Raw genomic sequence first — 22,404 nt, forward strand, 5'->3', positions numbered from 1 at the left:
ATCGTTAATATTATTTTTTTAAATATTATTTTTTTGTTCAGACTTTATTTTTTCTAAATCTGATTTCACCATTTCTTTAACAAGTTCTTCAAAAGTTATTGTGTTTTCCCAGCCCAATTTATTTTTAGCTTTTGATGGATCTGCACATAATTGATCAACTTCAGAAGGCCTAAAATATTTAGGATCAACTTCAACAATAACATTACCAGTGTTAACATCAATACCTTTCTCATCAAGACCCATACCTGTCCATTCAATATCAAATCCCATTTCTTTCATTGCTAATGTTGTAAATTCTCTAACAGAATGCATCTCACCAGTTCCAATAACAAAATCATCAGGTTTTTTTGATTGAAGTATTAACCACATACATTCAACATAATCTTTAGCATGACCCCAATCCCTTTTTGCATTTAGATTGCCAAGATATAACTTTTTTTGTATCCCTTCTTTAATCCTAGCTGCAGAAAGAGTTATTTTTCTAGTAACAAAATTTTCACCTCTCCTTGGACTTTCATGATTAAATAAAATTCCATTTGAAATAAACATATCATATGCTTCCCTATAATTTTTACTAATCCAAAATGCATATAATTTAGCCACACCATAAGGGCTTCTAGGATAAAAAGGTGTTTTTTCTGTTTGGGGAACTTCTTGAACTAATCCAAATAATTCTGAAGTTGATGCCTGATAAATTTTTGTATAATCCTCTAATCCCAACAATCTTACACATTCTAATATTCTAAGTGTTCCAATTGCATCAGCATTAGCAGTATATTCAGGAGTTTCAAAAGAAACTTTTACATGAGACTGTGCAGCTAAATTATAAATTTCATCAGGTTTAATTTTAGATATTAAAGAAGCAATACTTGAAGAATCAGTCATATCCCCATAATGCAAAGTAATGCTTTTTTTATTATGCATATCCTCAATTAAGTCATCCATATATAAATGATCAATCCTTGAAGTATTAAATGAAGAACTACGTCTTACAAGACCATGCACTTCGTAATTCTTATCTAATAATGATTCTGCTAGATATGACCCATCTTGACCAGTGATCCCTGTAATTAAAGCTTTTTTTTTCATGTATATCCTCCTTGAACTGATAAATTATTTTTATACTATTTATTAATAGTTTAAGATTAATATTTCTTAATAAAGATTTTTAAATTTTAAAATGAACTTTTACTATAAAAAAATTCAATTGCCTTTTTCCAAAAATTTAGAAAATTCATTATATACTCTTTTAGAATATTCCTCCCAAGAATAGTTATTTCTAATAAATTCAGAAATTTTATTCGTTTTTTTTGAATAATATTCCTTATTTTCAATAATATCTTGTATCTTATTATACAATGAATTGATATCCCCAGTTTCTACAATAAAATCAAATATTGTTTCCTTATCAAAGATTTCTATTATTCCACAGCTACTTGATATGATAGTTGGGATTCCACCTAACATGGATTCTAAAGGAAAAATGCCCCAAGGTTGATATTCGGGAACAAATATTGATAAATCTGCAATATTATACAATTCATGTAGCTTTTCATCAGTTACATAACCATAAAGACAAATTTCTATCTGTTTTTCTTTACAGATATATAAAATTTCATCCAATAATTTTTCGGATAAAACCTCACCAACAAAATGTAACTTAAATTTTTTCCTATCTTTAATCAAAGAGATAGATTTTACAATATCTAGATGGTGTCTCTGATAAGAAATTGGCCCTACTGATAAAATATCAACAAACTCATTATTAATGTGAGTAATTTTTTTATCTAAATCAACACTAGATCCAATAATATTAACTTCTTTCTTTGGATATCTATCTCTAATATCCAAAGTAACTTTAGAATCTAAAGAGAGAATCAAATCAATATTTTTTGACATATATCGATCAAATTTAATAACTGGTTTAAGAAGATATTTTTCAATATTATTAACTCTATGATAAAAAGGAGGTTCATTACAAGTCCATATCCCCTTCATTTCTGTAAAATTAGAAACCCATTGAGCAGGAGAATTATGATAATTTAGAATATCATGATTTTTGAGTTCTTTAGAAAGTTTTTTAGATAATAAATACCATCTAGGAATATCTAAACCTAATTTTGAATTAGTTATCCATTTTTTACCTAATGAAACTATTTCAACATTTTTTAACTCATTATCGAAGTAATAAGGGTCACTTTTTTCAAAAGTATATACTGTAACATCATTTCCCATCTTTTCTAGATAATAAGAAAGTTTAGAAACCTGTTTTTCAGCACCTCGAGGATATATTAAGTTTGGGTGTACAATACCTATGTCCATTTTTTAGCTCCAATAATTTCAATCAAATATCAACTTATATCTCTATAAATCTTTAATAACTCTTTATTCATATTTTCCAAAGAATGTTCTTTTGCAAATTTCAAATTAGATTTAATATCACATTTAAAATTCCTATTCTTCAAATCATAAGCCAAATTATTTGAGATATGAGTCCTTTTTTTGACATCATCAGGAATAAACGCATCATCTAAAGTTATAACCGGTTTTTCACAAGCCATGGCTTCAACAATTGGTAAACCATATCCTTCCATGATTGTTGGGAAAACAAAAACATCTAAAGAATTATAAAAATCATTCATTTTATCATCCGATATAAATCCTAAAAATTTTATTCTAGAATCTCCTTCAGAAATTTTTTTCAAGTTTTCAAGTTCAGGGCCCTTTCCTCCAATCAAAAGCATTGAATTTTTAATATCTGCTTTTAAAAAAGATTCAATGAGAATATTTACCCTTTTTCTATTGTTTAAATGAGAAATAGTCCCAACAGTAAATATCTCATTTTCAATATTTTTTGGGAAAAAGCCACTTTTTATAGCTTGTCTTATAACTTTAATATCATCAATATTAATATTATAATAATTTTGCACATCTCTAGCAGTTTCATCAGAAACAGCAATAATTTTTTTACATTTAATAGCTTTTTTCATGGATTTATCAAAAAATAATTTGAGAAGTTTTGCTTGAATCCCATTAGAAATTAATTTTGGCATTTTAATAGGTATTAAATCATGAATTGTAACAACTGACCTATCAGGATCTAAATAAATACTTTCTATTGGAGATAAAGCATGATAAACACCTGCTTTTTTTATTTTAAATTTTAACTCAATTATTGAAAAAAACAAATAGTCTAAAGCATTATCATTTTGAATGATACTATCATCTTGAGATATCATCTTAATATTAAATTCTTTTTGATCCTTAATACTTTCATAAAGTACTCTCGAATAACTACCCATTCCTTGCTTATGGGACTGAAATGAACGGGAAATTAATGTTATATCCATACTAAAACCACACAATATAATCTAATAATATAATAAAATTATATCAAAATTATAATTTTAAAAGAAATTAAAAATTTTAAAAATAATTATAATCACCTAAATAAATTCATTGCATTTAAAAAAACATTAGCTATTTCGAAGTTAGATGAAAATAGCTTAACAAAAATATTTATAAAAATGTTTTTAGCTAAATTTATATTAACTAATCTTGTTCTAAAATTATAAATATTAAACAAATTTTTTGATTTATGATAAATTATTTCTTTTTCATATTTTGTCATGTCACTTTTTGAAAAAAAGAGTATCCAATGAACTAAAGGTTCACATAAAGCATTAATATAGTCAGGATTTTCTTTTAAAATAATATCTAAACTTTTATTTAAACCATATAAAGACCCCATAACTTGGCTCATACTGGGAGATGAACTTCTTATTTTAGATAAATCTAAAAAATAATCAATTCCAATATAATTGTTTAATAAAACCAAACCGTCTGCCTTAAGAAAAACATTAATAGAAAAATATAAGTCTTCATTCCAAGTTTTAATAAATTTTATATTATTTGATTTTATAAATGATTTTTTATAGATTTTATTCCATATAGTTAAATTCGCTGGAGTATACATAACTTCTGGAAATTCATCAATTGAATTTAATTTTATTTCATCACCATAATTATCTAAAAAATTTTTATTTATTTTATTATTAATAGAATATCTACATCCTACACAATCAACATCTTCCAAAATTGCCACATCATAAAGATGTTTACAAATATCATTCCTAAAAACATCATCAGAATCTAAAAACATTAGATATTCGCCTTTAGCATTTTCAATACCCATATTTCGAGGAATTCCTGGTGAGCCATTATTCTTATCTAAAAAAATTCCAATTATATTTTCATAATTTTTGGAATATTCAGTAATGATTGCTTTTGTATTATCATTAGAACAATCATCAATAATAATAATTTCTAAATTCTCAAAACCTATTGATTGATTTATAACCGATTTAATTGTTTTATTAATTGAATCTTCTCCATTATAACATGGAATAATGACACTTATTATTGGTTTTGAAACATTAATGTAATTAATTAGAATCACCCATAATACTTTTAAAATATTCAATAGTATTTTTTAGGCCATTTTTTAGTTCAATTTTTGGTTTCCATCCTAATTTTTCTTCAGCTAAACTTATATCTGGACAACGTTGTTTTGGATCATCTTTTTGAGAAGGAAGATGGACTATATTTGATTTAGAGTCTGTTAAATCAATGATTTTTTCTGCTAGTTCCAAAATAGTAAATTCATTAGGATTACCTATATTTACAGGACCTGTGAAATCTTTAGTATCCATCATAAGCAATAATCCTTGAATTAAATCATCAATATATTGAAAGCTACGAGTTTGAGATCCATCACCATGAACCGTCAAGTCTTCATCTTTCAAAGCTTGAATAATAAAATTTGAAACAACCCGACCATCATTTTTAGCCATATTAGGACCATAAGTATTAAATATCCTCACAATCTTAATATCTACATTATTTTGATGATAATAATCCATGAATAATGTTTCAGCACACCTTTTACCTTCATCATAGCAAGATCTTACCCCAATAGGATTTACGTTCCCCCAATACTCTTCACTTTGAGGATGAATAGTAGGATCACCATAAACTTCTGAAGTTGAAGCCTGTAAAATACGAGCATTAATCCGTTTAGCAAGACCTAACATATTAATAGCCCCACTAACTGAAGTTTTAACAGTGCTAATAGGATCATATTGGTAATGAATAGGAGATGCAGGGCATGCTAAATTATAAATCTCATCCACCTCAACATAATAAGGAAATGTCACATCATGACGTACTAACTCAAAATAAGGGTTATCTAATAAAGATATAATATTTCTTTTTTGGCCAGTGAAATAGTTATCTAAACATATTACCTCATTACCTTCATTTAATAATTTTTTACATAAATGAGAACCAACAAAACCAGCACCACCAGTAACAAGAATTTTTTTCATATAAATTCCTCGAATAAATAATATATAGTAAATAATATATAAATAATCAAAATTATTTTAAAATTAATTTTCTAGAAAATATACAACTATCGAGTGTAAAAATCCTTTACTCTTACAGTATCATCTAAGAAAGGTGTTGAAACTTCATGAAGTATTGTGTTTTCAGTAGCTACAATAGAATGTTTAATATCAGGCTCAATTCTTATTGTATCATTTTTACCAAAGTATTCTTTTCTATCATTGAAATCTATATAACCGGCTCCAGAAAGTATATACATTGTTTCATCCTTTTTCTCATGATAATGGAAACTAGTTTGAAAGCCTTCCTTGATGAAAAGTTCTTTAGTCAAATATTTTTCAGTATAAATTAAAACTTTTTCATATCCCCATGGTTTATCAGTTCTACTTTCATATTCCTGTCTGACTGTTTCAAGCTCTTTAGATGTATCTATGGCCATCCAAAACAAACCATCTTCTTTGTAATACCCAATTTTATTTTCTTTAGCCATTAAGGGAAATAGTGTTTTTTCTATATCTCCTGTTTTAAAATCTCCAAAATCAATTCCCCCTTTAGAAAAATAAACACCACCATTTATATAATAATCAAGAAGAGGTTTTTCTTTAAATGAAACTAATCTATCACCACTAGTTTCAACAATACCATAAGGAGATTGCATCTGTGTTATAAAAATATTAAATGGATAGTCTGATTTTTCACCTTGTTCAATCATTTTTTTAAGGTTTAAATCAGCAACAACATCACCATTACGAATGATACATTGTTTATAATCGTTAGCAATTGCATCCATACCTAGACGAATTGCATTTAGTGTTCCAAGGGGTTCATCTTCTATGACATAATGAATATTTACCCCTTTATATTGATCACTAAATCTTTCTTTTATTTTTTCATTTAAAAATCCTGTTAAAAGGTAAACATCCTCAACACCAGCATTTTTAAAATCAAATAATTGTTTATCTAAAATAGTGTAATCATCTTTAATTTCAACGAGTGGTTTTGGAATTTTTTCTGTTATAGGTCTAAGTCGTTTTCCAAATCCTCCGCAGAGGATCATCCCGGCAGTTTCTGACATTTTAGTTCCTCAATGTTTATTATATATGTAATTGTTTATTATATATGTAATTTTTATATTATATTATTATTTAAAGTATTATATAAATAAAACTGAAAAATTGGTTAATTTATAAAAAAATAACAAAAATATAATTAAATAATAAATTTTAAAATAAACAAATTTATATAGAATTAAATTTTTAGAATAATTAATTATAATTAATTCATTTTACAAAGCAAATATTCATTCATATTATAATATAATATTAATTTATTAACTATTAAAAATATTTATTATTAAAAATATTAAATAATAAAATAAATTATAAAAAGATTAAAAATAATTTTATTCAACAGTAACACATTTAGCTAAATTTTTAGGTTTATCTGGATCTAATCCTCTTTTTACACTAATATAATATGACAATAATTGTAATGGAACAACATAAATAAGTGGTGCAATAATCTCATTTACATTCTCATCAATACAAAAAGAGTCTGTAACTTCTGTTTTTATAAATTCATCAGCACAAGATCCAATAGCAATTACATTAGCACCTCTAGCTTTTACTTCCTCTAAATTACTTATTGTTTTATCATAATTATCTCCGGGAGGCACTATAACAACAACTGGGACATTATCATCAATTAAGGCTAATGGACCATGTTTCAGCTCTCCTGCAGCATATCCCTCACCATGAATATATGTTATTTCTTTTAGTTTGAGAGCTCCTTCTAATGCTGTTGGATAAGATAAACCTCTTCCAATGAAAAAGAAATCATTTACATTAATATATTTAGATGCAATTTCACTTATTTCTCCCTCTTTAGCTAAAATTTCAGAAATATATTCTGGAACTTCATCAAGACTATCCAATAGTTTTTTATTATTTGCTAAAATCGCGGCAAACATGTATATACATATTAATTGACTAATATAAGTTTTTGTCGCAGCTACCCCAATCTCAGGACCTGCTCTAGTATATATAACAAAATCAGCTTCACGAGTAGCTGAACTTCCTAAAACATTCACAATAGCAAGTGTTTTAGATGTTTTTTTAGCTACTTTCAAAGCTTTAAGTGTATCTGCAGTTTCTCCAGATTGACTAATAAATATAACAAGAGTATCTTTATTTAAAGTATTAGCAGAATATTTAAACTCTGAAGCAAGAATAACATCGGTGGGAATTCCTGCCATTGATTCAATTAAATACTTACCTGTTAAAGAAGCATGATAAGAAGTACCACAAGCAACAAAACATATTCTACTTATATTTCCTATTTCAGTTATTATTTCATTAATATTATCTCTTTCAGAAAGTGTATCTTTAATAGCAGAATCTTGTTCATGGATCTCTTTTAGCATGAAATAATCATAACCTTCTTTTTGAGCCATTTCTGCATCCCATTCAATAAGATTGATCTTTTTATCAACAATATTATCTTTAGAATCTTTAACAATTACTCCATCATGATTGAGTATAGCTATTTCCCCATTATCAACATATATAACATTTTTTGTATAATTTAATATAGCTGGTGCATCAGAAGCAATGAAATAATCTTTATCTCCAACACCAATAATCAATGGACTGTCTTTTCTCGCAGCTACTATTTCATTAGGATTATTTTTAGAGATTGCCCCTATAGCATATGATCCTTTTATAATCTTAAGAGTTTTTTTCAAGGCATCTTCTAAGTTAAACCCTTTATCCATATATTTTTCAATTAAAATAGGGATGACTTCTGTATCTGTTTGAGAATGGAATATATAGCCCTCAGATTCAAGTGATTCCCTAATTTCACCAAAATTTTCAATTATTCCATTATGTACAACAGAAATATTTCCTTCATTGCTGATATGAGGATGTGAATTTTCTTTGCTAGGTATTCCATGAGTTGCCCACCTAACATGAGCTATTCCTGTAGACCCAGGAAGTTCTCCAAGATCAATTTTGTCATCCACCTCTTTAATTTTACCTGAACCTTTTTTTAAGTGAATACCATTTTCATCAACTGTAGAAATTCCTACAGAATCATACCCTCGATATTCAAGCTTGCTAATGCATTCTAAAAGAATTGGAGCTGCTTTTCTATTAGTTAATACACATCCAACAATCCCACACATAATCTTACCCATTGTAAATCTATTAATTGCAAATCTATTAATTGTAAATCTATTAATTTTAAATATATTAATATAACTATTATTAATCAAATTGTATAATCTGTAAATAATTAATTAAATATTTGTTAAATTTAAATATTTATTGATATAAATTTTATTTAATATAAACTATTGAATTACATTATATTGAATTAATGTTTGAATTTGATATTGAATTAAATATTTGTTAATATTTAGTAAAATGTATAAATTTGTTCTCTAAATTATCTTTACTTAATATTGATTAATAGTGTTTAATATTAATTAATATTAATTAATATTAATTAAATATTTGTATTATCTATTATTAATATTTATCTTTATTATTATAATTTATCAAAAAATTAAATTTATTATCTCATTTTTAAAATAATTAAAAATCAGTTTTCAATTAAAGTTATTAATCATGTAAAACATATTTAATAAAGAGATATACATAATATTAGAACTAGTAATGTATAAGTAAAATTAGATATATATACTTAACACTAGATTATCCAAATTATATTAAGATTTAATATAAAATATGTGAAATAATGATAATAATCATGAAAAAAAGTTAATATTGATTATAAAAATGAGATTAATTTTATAAAATATTTAATATGAAATTAATCTTGATAAAATATATAATATAAAATTTAATTAATATAAAATTTTAATTTTATAAAATATGTAATATGAAATTAATCTTGATAAAATATGTGATATAAAATTTAATCTTATAAGATATATAATATAAAAATATATATCAAAAATATATTAATTGTATCATTAAAATATTTATTTATATTGAATAATCTAAAAATATATTGAATACTTAAAATATTTAATATACTTCTATAGATCAATTATAATTAAAATAACCTGAATATCAATTGTATTAAATAATAATTAAAAACTGCAATGTTTTAAAATCTGTAATTAAACTTATTTTGGTGTCTTATATGAGCGAAACTAAAAATTTAATTTATGCTGGAAAAGCTAAAGATGTTTATGAAACTGAAAAAGATGATGAAGTTATTGTTGCTTTTAGAGACGATATCACCGCAGGAGATGGTGAAAAAAAGGATAATTTAAAAGGCAAAGGGCACTGCAACTCATTAATTTCTTCAAAACTTTTTGAAGTATTAGAATCCAATAATATAAAAACACAGTATATTAAATTAATCGAAAATGGATCAATGCTATCTAAAAAGTTAGATATGATCCCTCTTGAAGTTATAGCTAGAAATATAGCTACTGGAAGTTTACTTAAAAGATTTCCATTTGAAGAAAATCAAAAATTAGATCCCCCTATTATCCAAATGGATTTCAAAAATGATGAATATCATGATCCTATGTTAAATGATGAAATAACTATTAGCTTAGGAATAGCTACTCAAGAAGAGCTAGATGAAATAAAAAATATTACTCTTAAAATAAACAAAATATTAAGTGAATTTTTAAAAGAAAAAGGAATTTTATTAGTTGATTTTAAACTTGAATTTGGAAAAGATGAAAAAGGAAATATTGTTTTAGGAGATGAAATTAGTCCTGATACATGTAGATATTGGGATATTGATACCCTAGAAACTTTAGATAAAGATTCTTTTAGAAAAGGTCAAGATAATGTTATGGATATTTATGAACAAGTATGTAACATGATAGTTAATAAAGAAGACCTTGCTAAATGGGGAGTTTCTTTCTAAATGAGAAGTTTAATTAAATAAATTAATAATTCTAAAAATATTTAAAAATAATCAAAAATACCATATTAAATGTGATAAAATGATGTTTGATGTTGAAGTTAAAATCTCATTAAAAAAAGGAATGTTAAATCCAGAAGGTTCAACAATAGAAAGAGCACTGGACTTACTTGGATATAAAGTTAAAAATACTGATACCATAGATATTATTACTTTCCAAATTGAAGAAGAAAATGAAGAAAAAGTTCTAGAAGAAGTTGATGACATGTGTCAAAGATTGCTTTGTAATCCGGTAATTCATGATTATGAAATAACTGTAAATAGTTAATGGGGAGTAAAAAGAGATGAAAATAGGAGTAATAAGGTTTCCCGGATCTAATTGTGATCGAGATGTCTATCATGCAATCGAATTAGCTGGTGGAGAAGGAGAATATGTATGGTGGAACAAAGAAGATCTTAGCTATTTAGATGCAGTAGTTATACCTGGAGGATTTTCTTATGGAGATTACTTGCGTGCAGGAGCAATAGCATCGATTACTCCAGTAGTGGAAGGAATAAAATCTCTTGTAAAAGAAGAAAAACCTGTGCTTGGAATATGTAATGGTGCTCAAATTCTAGCTGAAATCGGTTTAGTTCCAGGAATTTTTACTGTAAATGAAGATCCAAAATTTAATTGTGAATGGGTTGATTTGAAAGTATCAACAAACAGAACTCCATTTACAAGTAATTTCAAAAAAGATGACATAATTAAAATGCCAGTTGCTCATGCTGAAGGTAGATACTTTGTTGAAGATATTGATTTATTGAAAAGTCAAGACCAAATAGTTCTTCAGTTTTCTAATAAAAATCCAAATGGTTCTCTTGAAGGTATCACTGGTGTTTGTGATGAATCAGGACTTGTTTGTGCAGTTATGCCCCATCCAGAAAGAGCATCAGAAGAAATTTTAGGTTCAGTAGATGGTTTAAATTTTTTTAAAGGGATTTTGAAAAATTTATAAATATTAATCAAATAGATAGAAATTTATATAAATAATTCAAATTTAAAAAAAATTAAATATTGAAATTTAAATAAAAAATTAAATATTGAAATTTAAATAAAAATTTAAATATTAAGGTGAATATATGACTGTTTATCTGGTTGGAGCTGGTCCTGGAGATCCCGAACTTATTACACTTAAAGCTATAAAAGCACTAAAAAGAGCAAATGTTGTTATATACGACAGATTAGCTAATGAAGATATTTTACAACATGCTCCTAATGCAAAATTGATCTATGTAGGTAAAAAAGCAGGAGAACATTATAAATCTCAAGAAGAAATTAATAAAATTATTATTAATGAAGCAAAGAATGAATCAAATAAAACCATTGTCCGACTCAAAGGAGGCGACCCTTTTGTATTTGGAAGAGGTGGAGAAGAAATATTAGAACTTATAAAAGAGGAAATCCCTTTTGAAGTTATTCCTGGTGTAACCTCAGCTATAGGAGCGCCAACAACAGTTGGTCTTCCAGTTACTCATAGAGGAGTAGCTACATCATTTACAGTTGTTACTGGACATGAAGATCCTACAAAAGATAAAAAACAAGTTAAATGGGATTATACTGCAGATACAATAATTGTTTTAATGGGAATAGGAAAAATACAAGAAAATACTGCCGAAATGATGAAATATAGAAGTCCTGAAACACCGGCATGCGTTATTGAAAATGGTACACTTCCTAATGAAAAAATTATTTTTGGAACATTGGAAAATATAGCTAAAAAAGATATTAATACTCCTGCAATATTAATTGTTGGAAATGTTATAGATGTTTTTAAAGAAATAAAAAGTTTTAAAGATAATAATTAATATTTAGAACCAGATAAATATTTAGAATAATGATATTAAAAATACAATAATCAATTTTATTTCCAATAGATTCAATAAAGGAGATGTAAATATGAAAAAATGTGAAAAAGAAACAATAGTAGCTATCACAAGACCTTTTAATAGAGTAGATGAAGCTGTATCAATTGTAGAATCATATGGAGCAACACCATTTATAGCTCCAACATTGGAATTGAAATTGACCAATACAGAATCTCTTAAATCACTAATTGAATTAGCTGATGATTTAGACTGGTTGATATTTACTTCTCCAACATCCATAGAGTCAATTTTCAAATTTTATCCTAATTTTGGAGAGTTGATTAATGAAAACTGTCAAATTGCTACTATAGGACATAAAACACAAGAAATGGCAAATGAATATGGTTTAGGCACAGATCTTGTTCCTGATGAATATACCGCAGAAGGACTTCTTGAATCATTCAAAGAGATTAACATTAATAATAGTCTTATTGGACTTCCAAGAACATTGAGTGCTAGAGATACCCTTCCAGAAGGGTTAGAAAAAATGGGTGCTGATGTCATACTCGCTGAAAGTTATGAATCAATTATTCCCCTTGATACAGTGCGAATTGAAGTTTTAATTAGTAAAATACTAAGCTCTGAAATTGATGCAATTACATTTACAAGTCCATTAACTGCAGAAAACCTTTTTAAAATAGCGAGTGATGAACAAATTCCAGAATTAGTTAATAAATTATCAAATAGTATTTTAACTGTAGCTATTGGACCTATTACAGATAAAACTCTTAAAAAATTTAAAGTGAAATCAATATATCCAAATAAATATACAGTTCAAGACATGATGGAATTATTGTTTGAAAATATATAAAAAATTAGCTTTTTATTATGATTAGTTAATAATTTATATATTATTAACTTTTTTTTAGCTTCTATTCATGAAAAATTAATTTATAAATTTGATTTTTATATATTTATCTATAATACTTTATTTTTATATCTTTTAGTTTTATATTTTTAATTATATATCTTTAATTTTACGATTTTAATTATATAATTTCTCATTTTATATTATTTTTAATTTTACTACTTATTATATTAATTTTTTAAATTATTTTTTTATTTTTTTTAATTATAATATAAAAAATAGTGAATAAAATAGTTTAAAATAATAAAATTAAAGATTGAAAATAAATATAAAAGAAATAAAAAAATAATTAATAAATTTAGCATTAAAAACAAGAAAAATAAAAAATAGTAAATAAAAAAAGGAAATAAAGATGAAAATTATAGATATACAAAAATAATTTAGGAAAATTAAATAATATTCCTATTCATCTTTAAACATTTTCATCAAAGCAGCTGCAATATCTATTGAATTATATCCTATTTCAATCAAAGATTCTACCTGATGAATTTCATTATTCAAGTTATTATCTTCTATGGATTTTTTAACTTTATCTAAGACTAAATTATCTTTAATATTTTTAATATCATCCAATGAAGGGACTTTCTGTTGTTTTATTTTTGATTTTGTATATTTTTGAATATCTCTGAGTTTATATATCTCTTTTCCTGCTACAAATGTAAATGCATAACCAGTTTTTCCAGCTCGTCCAGTTCTTCCAATCCTATGTACATAATACTCATTATCATTAGGTACATCATAATTAAAAACAGCTTCAACATCAGGAACATCAATACCTCTTGCAGCAACATCAGTAGCAACTAATATCTCGATTTTTCCTTTTCTGAATTTGTTCATTACTTTATCTCTTTGAGCCTGTCTCATATCTCCATGGATACCATCAACATCGTAACCACGGCTTTTTAAATCCCTTACAAGACGATCAACTCTCCTTTTAGTATTACAAAATACTAAAACTAAGTTTAAATCATATATATCCATTAATCGAGAGAATAATTCAAGTTTAATCTTTTCCCTTGCTTCAAAATATATTTGTTCAATTTCAGGAGCAGTTATCAAGTGCTGAGCTACTCTTAAATGTTTAGGATTTTTTTGATAATGATGAGTTAATTTCTTAATAGCTTTTGGCATTGTAGCTGAAAAAAGCAAAGTTTGCCTATTCTTAGGAGTTTTTCTTAATATTTTTTCAATATCATCTCTGAATCCCATATCAAGCATTTCATCAGCTTCATCTAAAACAACTGTTTCTATTCCAGATAAATCCAAAGTTCCTCTTTCAATATGATCAATTATACGACCAGGAGTCCCAATGATAATATGAACTCCTTTTTTAAGAGCCCTAATTTGTCTTCCAATAGGTTGACCCCCATATACTGGAAGTACATGTAACTTTTTCATAAAAGAAGATAATTTTCCCAATTCTTTAGCTACTTGTAAACTAAGTTCACGTGTAGGACATATAATAATAGCTTGTGGGGCTTTATCTTCAACAAAAATTTTCTCTAAAACAGGTATTCCAAATGCAACTGTTTTACCAGTTCCAGTTTGTGCTTGTCCAATAATATCTTTACCTTCTAGAGCTTCAGGTATTGTTAAACCTTGAATTGGTGTTGGTTCTTCAAAACCCATATCTTTTATTGCTTTCTTAATTTCATTTGATATATCAAAATTATAAAATGATGTTTGTTCCATAAAATCTTCCTTACAAATTTAAATAAATAAAAATAGGATTAGTAAAATTTACTAAAAATAATCAATAATATAATTAAAATGACTAATTAAAAATTAATTAACAAAAATAATTAGAAACTAATTAGAAATTAACTAATAGAAATGATTAGAAATTAATTAATATAAATAATAAGAAATTAACTCATAATTAAAAGTTAATTCAAATTAGACTTTGATTTAAAATTAGATATCCGATTATAACCAAAATCTTAGAGCATAACTAAAACATTAATTACAACCAATTAAACCGCTAATTTATAATTAAAATACTAATCCAATGTTAAATAATAATGATAAACATTATTTATTATATTAATAATTAATACAAATTTTTTATTAATAAATGTTAATAAAATTCATCGTTTTATTAAAAATAGAAAAAATACTTAAAATAATATTATTAAATTGAATATAAGATTAATGATTTATTCTATTAATTCTAACATTAGTTATTATGTTATTAATCGTATTTAAATACTATTATTAAATTTGTAAAAATCAACAAAAAAAAGATTTATGAAAATATAAAAATAAAAAATAATTATTAAATAAAAATATAAAGATTAAAGGCAAAATTTTATAAAAATAGTAATATTATTAAAAATGCTCACAATAACTTTGAAATCTACATTTATTACATTTATTAGGGTTTTTTGTAGGTAAAAATGGTTTTGATCCTTCAAAAAGTCCATGCATACGATTTATTAAAAATTTAATTTTTTTCTCATTATTTTCATCAAATTCTTCAATCCAAAAAATGTTATTTGTGCCTCGCTCACGTAAAGCTGCTTTTATTTTTCTTTTATCATTTTTTTGTGAGAATAATGTTGTTTGACTATTTACTGGAGATTCGTTAATCATAGACTTAAAAGCTAAAGAATAGGCTAAAACTTGATTAATAGTTGAAGGATAAGGTATTTTTCCAGGTTTATCATCAATAATAACAAATTCATCAGGAGTCATCCATATCTCATCGATAAATCCCCTAATCCCATATTCTGGTGCAACAACAAAAAACTCTCTGGAAATAGCTGCTTCCTTCATGGAAGTCTTTAAAACCTCATCAAAAGTTGTTGGAACTGCATCTTCTTTAAATTTATTTTCAAGTTTTTGATGTTCTTTTGTTCCTAAGGTCATTGCAGTAGTTGGTGCTGTTTCAATCCCTTTAAAATATTGAAGATATAAGCTATACTCACAATAACCTTGTTGATTTAACCAACTAATAGGAAAATTATTTCTACCATTAATAATTTGAATGCCTTTAATTTTAGGATGATTTTCAGCATCATATCTAATATTTGGATTATTTATTAACTTATTTTTCATGAAAATTCACATATAATAGTTATAATGATTTATAAATAAATATATATTTATAATTTATAATAATTATATTTATTTAATATACAAAATATGGAAATTTATAATAATTATATTTATTTAATATACAAAATATGGAACTTAATAATTGAAGATATATATGAAAAAAAGAAACAAGAGAATCATCATAATTATATTTTTAATATTTTTATTGTTTAGCATTGGAGGGAAACTTTTAAATGATTTAGACAATCAAAATATTTCAAATAGCAATAATAATATTTATGGAAATCAAAGTAATCAAAACTACAATTATAGTGAAAACCACCCTAATATTACAATAAATTCTAAAAATTATAATAAATATTACGAAGCTAAAGGTTTTTGTGAAAATGTTGTGGATGGAGATACAATTGATGTTTCTGGAGTAGGTAGAATAAGACTTGTAGGAATAAATACTCCCGAAAGAGGAGAAGAAGGTTATCAAAATTCAACAGATTTTGTTAAACAAAAATGTCTTGGAAAAACAGTTTATTTAGACATTGATGATGTTAAAAACAAAGATAAATATGGAAGAGTTTTAGCAATTGTATATATAGATGGAATAAGCATAAATGAAGAATTATTAAAAAGAGGTTATGCAGAAATAATGTATATACCTCCATCTGAATTCCAAAAAGGATTTGGAATTATTTCATGATTTAACTCATATAATTAGTTAAATTAAGTAATAAATAATATCTATCACATATTAAAACTTAATTGTCATTAAAATTTTTTATTAGTCATTAAACTTTTTCAGTTTTTAAATTTGAGTTAATAATTAGAAAAATAATTAAAAATTTAGTTTAATATTAAAATATTAAACTAATAATTATTTTATTTTTTCTTATATACTAATATTAAAATTCCTAAATTCTTTTTATTGAATTTATATGGTAACAAATTTTTAGCTTTGATAGAAAAAGACTTTTTAGATTTATTATAATTAAAAACAACATTTTTATAGCTATATTTAACTAACTTATATTTAGAAGATATCTTTCTATTAAATGTCTCTGATTCTAAAGAATTACCATTATTTTTAATATAATACTTTCTATAAACCATTTTACCTTTATTTTTACTATTTTTTAATTTAAGAACAATATCTGATTTACCAATAACATACTTAGAAGCAGAACCATTAAATGAAGCTTCATTTATATTAGTTGTTCTAGCACTAGTTGTATTATTGTATTTTTTAAAAACAATTTGAACATTAAAATTCAAATTAGATCTTTTAATGGCGAAAGTGGCTATACCATTTTTATTAGTCAGAGCAGAACCAATATACTTACCATTAACATAGAAATATAACTTCTTATTGGAAAAAACATCCCCAAATTTAGCTAAAATAGCTTTAAAAACTATAAGGTTGTTTTTCTTCAAATGAACATTAAGATGAATATAAGGATTTATATTAGCTATAGTGCCTATTTCAACAATATTTGTAAGTTCTTTATTATGAGGAACACTAGGATGACTATAGGGACCACTTATATAAAATAAATCTGAACTACCAATAGTATTGTTTATAAATCTTGAATTTGACAACTTTAAAGAAATATAATCAGCCATAATACTAATTAAAGCATCATATGCATTATTATTAACAAAAGTTAAATTATCTAAATTTAGAGTTTTATCAAATCCTGAAACATGAATCAACCCATAAACTCCACCAATACTATTATTAATAAATTCAGTACTTTTAATAGTTATATTATGACCACCATAAAGACTATCAATACCACCAAAACCATTTTTAAAAATTGAATCAATGACAAAAAGCTCACCAGTGCTTAAAATTTCACTACCATAACGATTATTATCAAATGTAGTATTAATAACCTTTAATGATCTAAAATTAGAAATTAAATGAGTACCATGACCATTTCTTATTGTTAAATTCACTAAAGTCAAAGAACCATTACTCACTGTAAACAATTCTCCATATCCAACATCAATAATAGCTAAATTTTTATTTAATCCAATAATAGTAGTATTTTTTGTAACATTAATCCCTTTATTCATAGAACCATTATAAACACCATCATCCAAATAAATAGTATCATAATTATTTACAACATTTTTTAAAGTATTATTTGTATTATCTATGGTTATAGATGATGCAGATACTATATTAATGGTTGTACAAATCATTAACAATATAAATAGTAAAATAGTAATTTTTTTAAATATTTTCATAAAAATCCCTCAAAAGTATCAATAGACATATAAAACATCACATAGTACATATTTATAAACATTATTTGGATTATAAGCAAAATTATAATAGTTAGAATAGTCCAACAACCTTTGATAATCCCATAAAGGAATAGGTAATCCACTATAATAATTAACACCATCTAATGTTCTATCCCCACCAAATACAGACTCAATACCATAATATATTATTTTATTTCCATTAGAATCCCAAACAATATCCATAGGTCCTTTTTGATAAAAGTTATCCTGATTTGGATATACATTACCTGAACTTGTCTGAGGTTCAATAATTACTCCATACCATTTTCCATTTTTAATACTATATGCTGCAACAATCATATGCCCGGGAATATTAATATAAGAAACTGGAAGTCCTGCAGTTCTAGCTAATGAAACAAAAAGATTAGAAAATCCAACACAATTAGTATCATTTTTAATAGATTTGTTATTTATTCTTTTAAGAACTTCTGCACCACCTGCAGGAGGTATTAATCCACCAGGAACTTCGTACAAATAAACACAATTATCTCCAACCCAACTTTGAATAGCCCTAAGTTTCTTCTCAGGAGTCAAGAGACCCTTAGCACCTGAAGATTTGGATTTTAAAGATGAACTAACTAATATTTTAAGAGTTTGTTTGCTTATGGAAGATTGATTAACATCAGCAACACCACTGTAACCCCATAAAAATTTTCTTAAATTTGAAGGTACTTTCTCTGCTCCTAAAAGGTAAGCATTATCTGATGCATATTGACCAATAGTTTTAGTTATAATTTTACCATTAGATAGCTTAATTTGTAATTTATCTTTTCTATAAGGATAATAACGTTTAGATTTTTTATTTTTATCCATATTATAAACATCAGTATTAGCTATTCTAGCACTAAATTTAAATTTAGTAGTTGATTTATTGAATATACCTCCACCATTAAATGTAGCTGTAAACATGAAATCCTTCCATTCATAGGTAGGGTATGTATTAATATCAACATAAGAACCTGTTTTAGATTTAAACTTAGTATTTATAGCTTTGCCATTAACATATAGTTTAAATTTAGTACCCGGTTTAACAACATATTTTTTTGCTGTTTTGCCATTAATTTTAACACTTTTATAATTATCAGCCCATATTGGCACATCTTCTCCAATCTTAATATTATTGTTATAACCATTAACCTTAACTTTCAACTTTGTTTTACCATATTGAACAACTTTATTTACTAATGATGTAGATAAACCAATTGATGCCTTATTTTTATTAAATTTAACAGTTTTAGCAATAGTTAAACTATTCTTTTTGGAAAAGATAGCTGCACCTTTATGAGCGGAATTACTATTAAATTTAGAATTTCCTTTAATTGAAGTTTTACTAGAAGTATAAATACCACCACCATTAGAACTAGCATGATTATTAAAAAAAGTACTTTTATCAATAGTCAAACCAGATGAAGAATATATCGCTCCACCATTTATAGCTCTATTATTTGTAAATGTTGCCCCAACAATATTTAAATTAGCTGTTGAATATATTGCTCCACCATTTAAAGCATTATTATTAATAAAATCACAGTTAACAATATTTAAATTAGCACTACTAGTACTAATAGCTCCACCAAAAATATTAGTTTTAGCATTTCTAAAAATCAGATTTTCTAAACGAACATTATTACCCCTAATTACCATTATCTGTGTCTGACTACCACTACCATCCAAAATAGCTTTAGAACTAGAAGATTGACCTTTAATAATAATATTATTACTATTTAAATTAATATTAGAATTAGTATTAGAATAATAAGTTTTATTTCCTAATAAAATAGTATCCCCAGAATTAGAACTATCAATTGTATTTTGTATATCATCAAAATTAGATCCATTAACCGTATTATAAGCAGCAGAAACCGTTCCAAAAGACAATATAACACTTACAAAGAATAGTAAAATAAATATTTTAATATTATGTTCTTTTTTCATTATGTTAAGTCTCCATGTAAATTTTTTATGCAAATTCTTTATAATGTTAAAAACAGCCATCATTTTGATTCTTTATTATATTATAGTGACTATTCACTTAATAAATGATAAATCTTCAATGAAAAAAATGAAGAAAAAATAAAAAATCTAGCTCTTTAAAAAATAAGAATTATACTAATTTACTATTAACTATATTAGTATAATTAAATATTATAAATATAATTAAATATTTAATAAATTAAAATTTAATATAATTATACTACCATAATCAATATTATATTATTTATATAATCTTTATAATATATATAATTTATTATTAACTTACAAAAAAGTTTATAGAAATATATAATAAAATCATTGATAAAAAGAGATTAAATAATGAATTAAAATTGAAAATAAAATAAAAAAATATCTTTTATAACATTTTTAAAATAATAGAGAATAATCATTACCCCCTTGACAAAATAATCCATTAATAACATCAAACAATATCTTGAGAAAATATGTATAAAATCAAAGAAAAAATTAAAATATAAAAGTATATATAAAAAAACTAGTATGAAAAGTAAATATAAATTATAACTATAAAAAAGAATAGAAAAAGCAAATATGAAGTATAACTATAAAAAAGAATAGAAAAAGCAAATATGAATTATAACTATAAAAAAGAATAGAAAAAGTAAATATGGAATTATAAGTATAAAAATAATATAAAAAAGAGAATAATTGAGTTATATTCCTATTGAACTTAAATATATAAAAATCTTATAAATATTTTATTATAAATTAAGTAATTTATTATTTACTAGCATCCACAATATTATATTTAATACCTTCATCTTCTAATTTTCTTATTATGCCCTTAGACATATCTCCAACAACTAAAACTAAAACATTTAAACCTTTTTTTGCAGCAGATATACTAGAAGCAGATATTGCAAATTCAATATCAACAGGAATATTTAATTTATCAGCTACTGCCCTGGAAACTGTTCCCATAGCCCCAAATTTATCAATTTTATCAATTCCCCATTTTTTAAAATCAGAAGTATATAATGATTTAATTAAATCAAAATCAGCATTACGTGATCCTCCTTGTTTAATTGTTGGTAAAGTAACAATAACTACTTGACCTACTTTTAAATCAATAGTACCATTTAAAGAACTTAAAGGAACATCTTCACCTTTTTTAACATCAGATAAAACTTCAGCAGATGCAGTTTGTTTAGATTTATTTGCATAAAGAAGTCCTCCTTCCATAAATAAACCAACTTCTTCTCCTTCATTTAAATCTTCAGTAGCAATAGCTGGCCATATAGACTTATAATAATTCATAGTTTCTAAAACATCATCAGAATATTTTCTAAGACTAATAGCATCTTTTTTAACTTTAGCTATCCCTTTTTGTGTTATTTTATAAGGAGCTCTTCCATCTTTAGAAGTTATATACATTTCTTCAATTAAAGTTTTTATATTCTCAGATACGGCCTGTACAGTTATTCCTAAGCGTTCAGCTATATCTTTTTGACGTAAATGAGGTTCTTGTTTTGATATCTCACTTAATATCTGAAAATGGGTCATTTCTCCTCTTTTTTTAAAGATTTTCATTATATCCTTCCTAAACATACACAATTAAATTTAATTATATTTATATTTAAACAATTAATAATTTATACTTTTGTAATAATATCATACCTTAAAATTATTTTAATCCATACTTAATATTTTTTTTTAGAATAATTTCAAATAAACAAATAAATTAAATTAGTTAGCTATATGAAATTTTATAAAAAACAAATTTTAAATTTTTTATATTAAAAATTTTATAATACTTATTTTATAATACTTATTTTATAACCCATATTTTATAATACTTATTTTATAATACTTATTTTATAAGATGATATTTGTATTAAAATTTTTTATATTTAAAGAATTATAAAAAAATAAAAACAATTCAAATAATAATAATAATAATAATAATAATAATAATAATAATAATAATAATAATAATA

At 24.7% G+C, this 22,404-nt stretch carries 18 protein-coding genes; 6 read left to right on the forward strand and 12 right to left on the reverse strand.

The annotated features are described in order from the left end of the window. Positions 1-18 precede the first annotated feature (18 nt). The 7 genes from gmd to glmS all read right to left on the reverse strand — a co-directional run bounded on the left by gmd (position 19) and on the right by glmS (position 8,590). A complete protein-coding gene (gene gmd, locus Q0087_RS01035) occupies positions 19-1,089 on the reverse strand; it encodes a GDP-mannose 4,6-dehydratase (protein WP_297897469.1) in 1,071 nt (356 codons plus the stop codon). A 114-nt stretch (positions 1,090-1,203) separates the two neighbouring features. Continuing rightward, positions 1,204-2,322, reverse strand: coding sequence for a glycosyltransferase family 4 protein (locus tag Q0087_RS01040; protein ID WP_297897472.1), 1,119 nt, complete (start codon positions 2,320-2,322; stop codon positions 1,204-1,206). Positions 2,323-2,351: 29 nt separating this feature from the next. Further along, positions 2,352-3,350 (reverse strand): glycosyltransferase, encoded by a 999-nt coding sequence (locus Q0087_RS01045; RefSeq protein WP_297897475.1) that lies wholly within the window; start codon positions 3,348-3,350, stop codon positions 2,352-2,354. Positions 3,351-3,442: 92 nt separating this feature from the next. After that, the gene (locus Q0087_RS01050) at positions 3,443-4,459 is read right to left on the reverse strand and encodes a glycosyltransferase family 2 protein (RefSeq protein WP_297897478.1); all 1,017 of its coding nucleotides are present in this window, start codon (positions 4,457-4,459) and stop codon (positions 3,443-3,445) included. Beyond that, positions 4,446-5,387: a UDP-glucuronic acid decarboxylase family protein gene (locus Q0087_RS01055; protein WP_297897480.1), complete on the reverse strand. Its 942-nt coding sequence runs from the start codon at positions 5,385-5,387 to the stop codon at positions 4,446-4,448. The genes Q0087_RS01050 and Q0087_RS01055 overlap by 14 nt, the downstream gene beginning before the upstream one ends. Before the next feature lie 86 nt (positions 5,388-5,473). Continuing rightward, positions 5,474-6,481 (reverse strand): sugar phosphate nucleotidyltransferase, encoded by a 1,008-nt coding sequence (locus Q0087_RS01060; RefSeq protein WP_297897483.1) that lies wholly within the window; start codon positions 6,479-6,481, stop codon positions 5,474-5,476. Between the two features lie 327 nt (positions 6,482-6,808). Further along, complete coding sequence (gene glmS, locus Q0087_RS01065; protein ID WP_297897521.1) at positions 6,809-8,590, reverse strand: glutamine--fructose-6-phosphate transaminase (isomerizing); 1,782 nt, start codon at positions 8,588-8,590, stop codon at positions 6,809-6,811. 986 nt (positions 8,591-9,576) lie between these two features. On the opposite strand from glmS, the gene purC reads away from it, so the two are divergent. The 5 genes from purC (at position 9,577) to Q0087_RS01090 (ending at position 13,036) form a co-directional block, all read left to right on the forward strand. Further along, positions 9,577-10,320, forward strand: a complete 744-nt coding sequence (purC, locus tag Q0087_RS01070; RefSeq protein WP_297897486.1) for a phosphoribosylaminoimidazolesuccinocarboxamide synthase — start codon at positions 9,577-9,579, stop codon at positions 10,318-10,320. Between the two features lie 79 nt (positions 10,321-10,399). Continuing rightward, positions 10,400-10,645, forward strand: coding sequence for a phosphoribosylformylglycinamidine synthase subunit PurS (gene purS / locus Q0087_RS01075; protein ID WP_297897489.1), 246 nt, complete (start codon positions 10,400-10,402; stop codon positions 10,643-10,645). Between the two features lie 16 nt (positions 10,646-10,661). Next, positions 10,662-11,315, forward strand: coding sequence for a phosphoribosylformylglycinamidine synthase subunit PurQ (gene purQ, locus Q0087_RS01080; protein ID WP_297897493.1), 654 nt, complete (start codon positions 10,662-10,664; stop codon positions 11,313-11,315). A gap of 124 nt (positions 11,316-11,439) precedes the next feature. Next, the gene (cobA, locus tag Q0087_RS01085) at positions 11,440-12,165 is read left to right on the forward strand and encodes a uroporphyrinogen-III C-methyltransferase (RefSeq protein WP_297897495.1); all 726 of its coding nucleotides are present in this window, start codon (positions 11,440-11,442) and stop codon (positions 12,163-12,165) included. A 91-nt stretch (positions 12,166-12,256) separates the two neighbouring features. Continuing rightward, positions 12,257-13,036, forward strand: coding sequence for a uroporphyrinogen-III synthase (locus tag Q0087_RS01090; RefSeq protein WP_297897499.1), 780 nt, complete (start codon positions 12,257-12,259; stop codon positions 13,034-13,036). Between the two features lie 459 nt (positions 13,037-13,495). On the opposite strand, the gene Q0087_RS01095 is transcribed toward Q0087_RS01090, so the two are convergent. Together Q0087_RS01095 and Q0087_RS01100 are read right to left on the reverse strand one after the other, a co-directional pair. Beyond that, a complete protein-coding gene (locus tag Q0087_RS01095; protein WP_297897501.1) occupies positions 13,496-14,785 on the reverse strand; it encodes a DEAD/DEAH box helicase in 1,290 nt (429 codons plus the stop codon). Positions 14,786-15,421: 636 nt separating this feature from the next. Further along, a complete protein-coding gene (locus tag Q0087_RS01100) occupies positions 15,422-16,150 on the reverse strand; it encodes a PD-(D/E)XK nuclease family protein (protein WP_297897504.1) in 729 nt (242 codons plus the stop codon). 154 nt (positions 16,151-16,304) lie between these two features. On the opposite strand from Q0087_RS01100, the gene Q0087_RS01105 reads away from it, so the two are divergent. Next, the gene (locus Q0087_RS01105; protein WP_297897507.1) at positions 16,305-16,844 is read left to right on the forward strand and encodes a thermonuclease family protein; all 540 of its coding nucleotides are present in this window, start codon (positions 16,305-16,307) and stop codon (positions 16,842-16,844) included. A 179-nt stretch (positions 16,845-17,023) separates the two neighbouring features. Here Q0087_RS01105 and Q0087_RS01110 read toward each other — a convergent pair whose 3' ends face one another. The 3 genes from Q0087_RS01110 to Q0087_RS01120 all read right to left on the reverse strand — a co-directional run bounded on the left by Q0087_RS01110 (position 17,024) and on the right by Q0087_RS01120 (position 21,997). Beyond that, positions 17,024-18,394 carry a hypothetical protein gene (locus tag Q0087_RS01110; protein ID WP_297897510.1) on the reverse strand — a complete coding sequence of 457 codons (1,371 nt, stop codon included), beginning with the start codon at positions 18,392-18,394 and terminating at the stop codon, positions 17,024-17,026. Between the two features lie 18 nt (positions 18,395-18,412). Next, complete coding sequence (locus Q0087_RS01115) at positions 18,413-20,389, reverse strand: transglutaminase domain-containing protein (RefSeq protein ID WP_297897513.1); 1,977 nt, start codon at positions 20,387-20,389, stop codon at positions 18,413-18,415. A gap of 798 nt (positions 20,390-21,187) precedes the next feature. Further along, complete coding sequence (locus tag Q0087_RS01120) at positions 21,188-21,997, reverse strand: winged helix-turn-helix transcriptional regulator (RefSeq protein ID WP_297897516.1); 810 nt, start codon at positions 21,995-21,997, stop codon at positions 21,188-21,190. Positions 21,998-22,404: the final 407 nt, after the last annotated feature.

It is taken from the genome of uncultured Methanobrevibacter sp. (assembly GCF_937881195.1).
Classification (GTDB): Archaea; Methanobacteriota; Methanobacteria; order Methanobacteriales; family Methanobacteriaceae; genus Methanobinarius.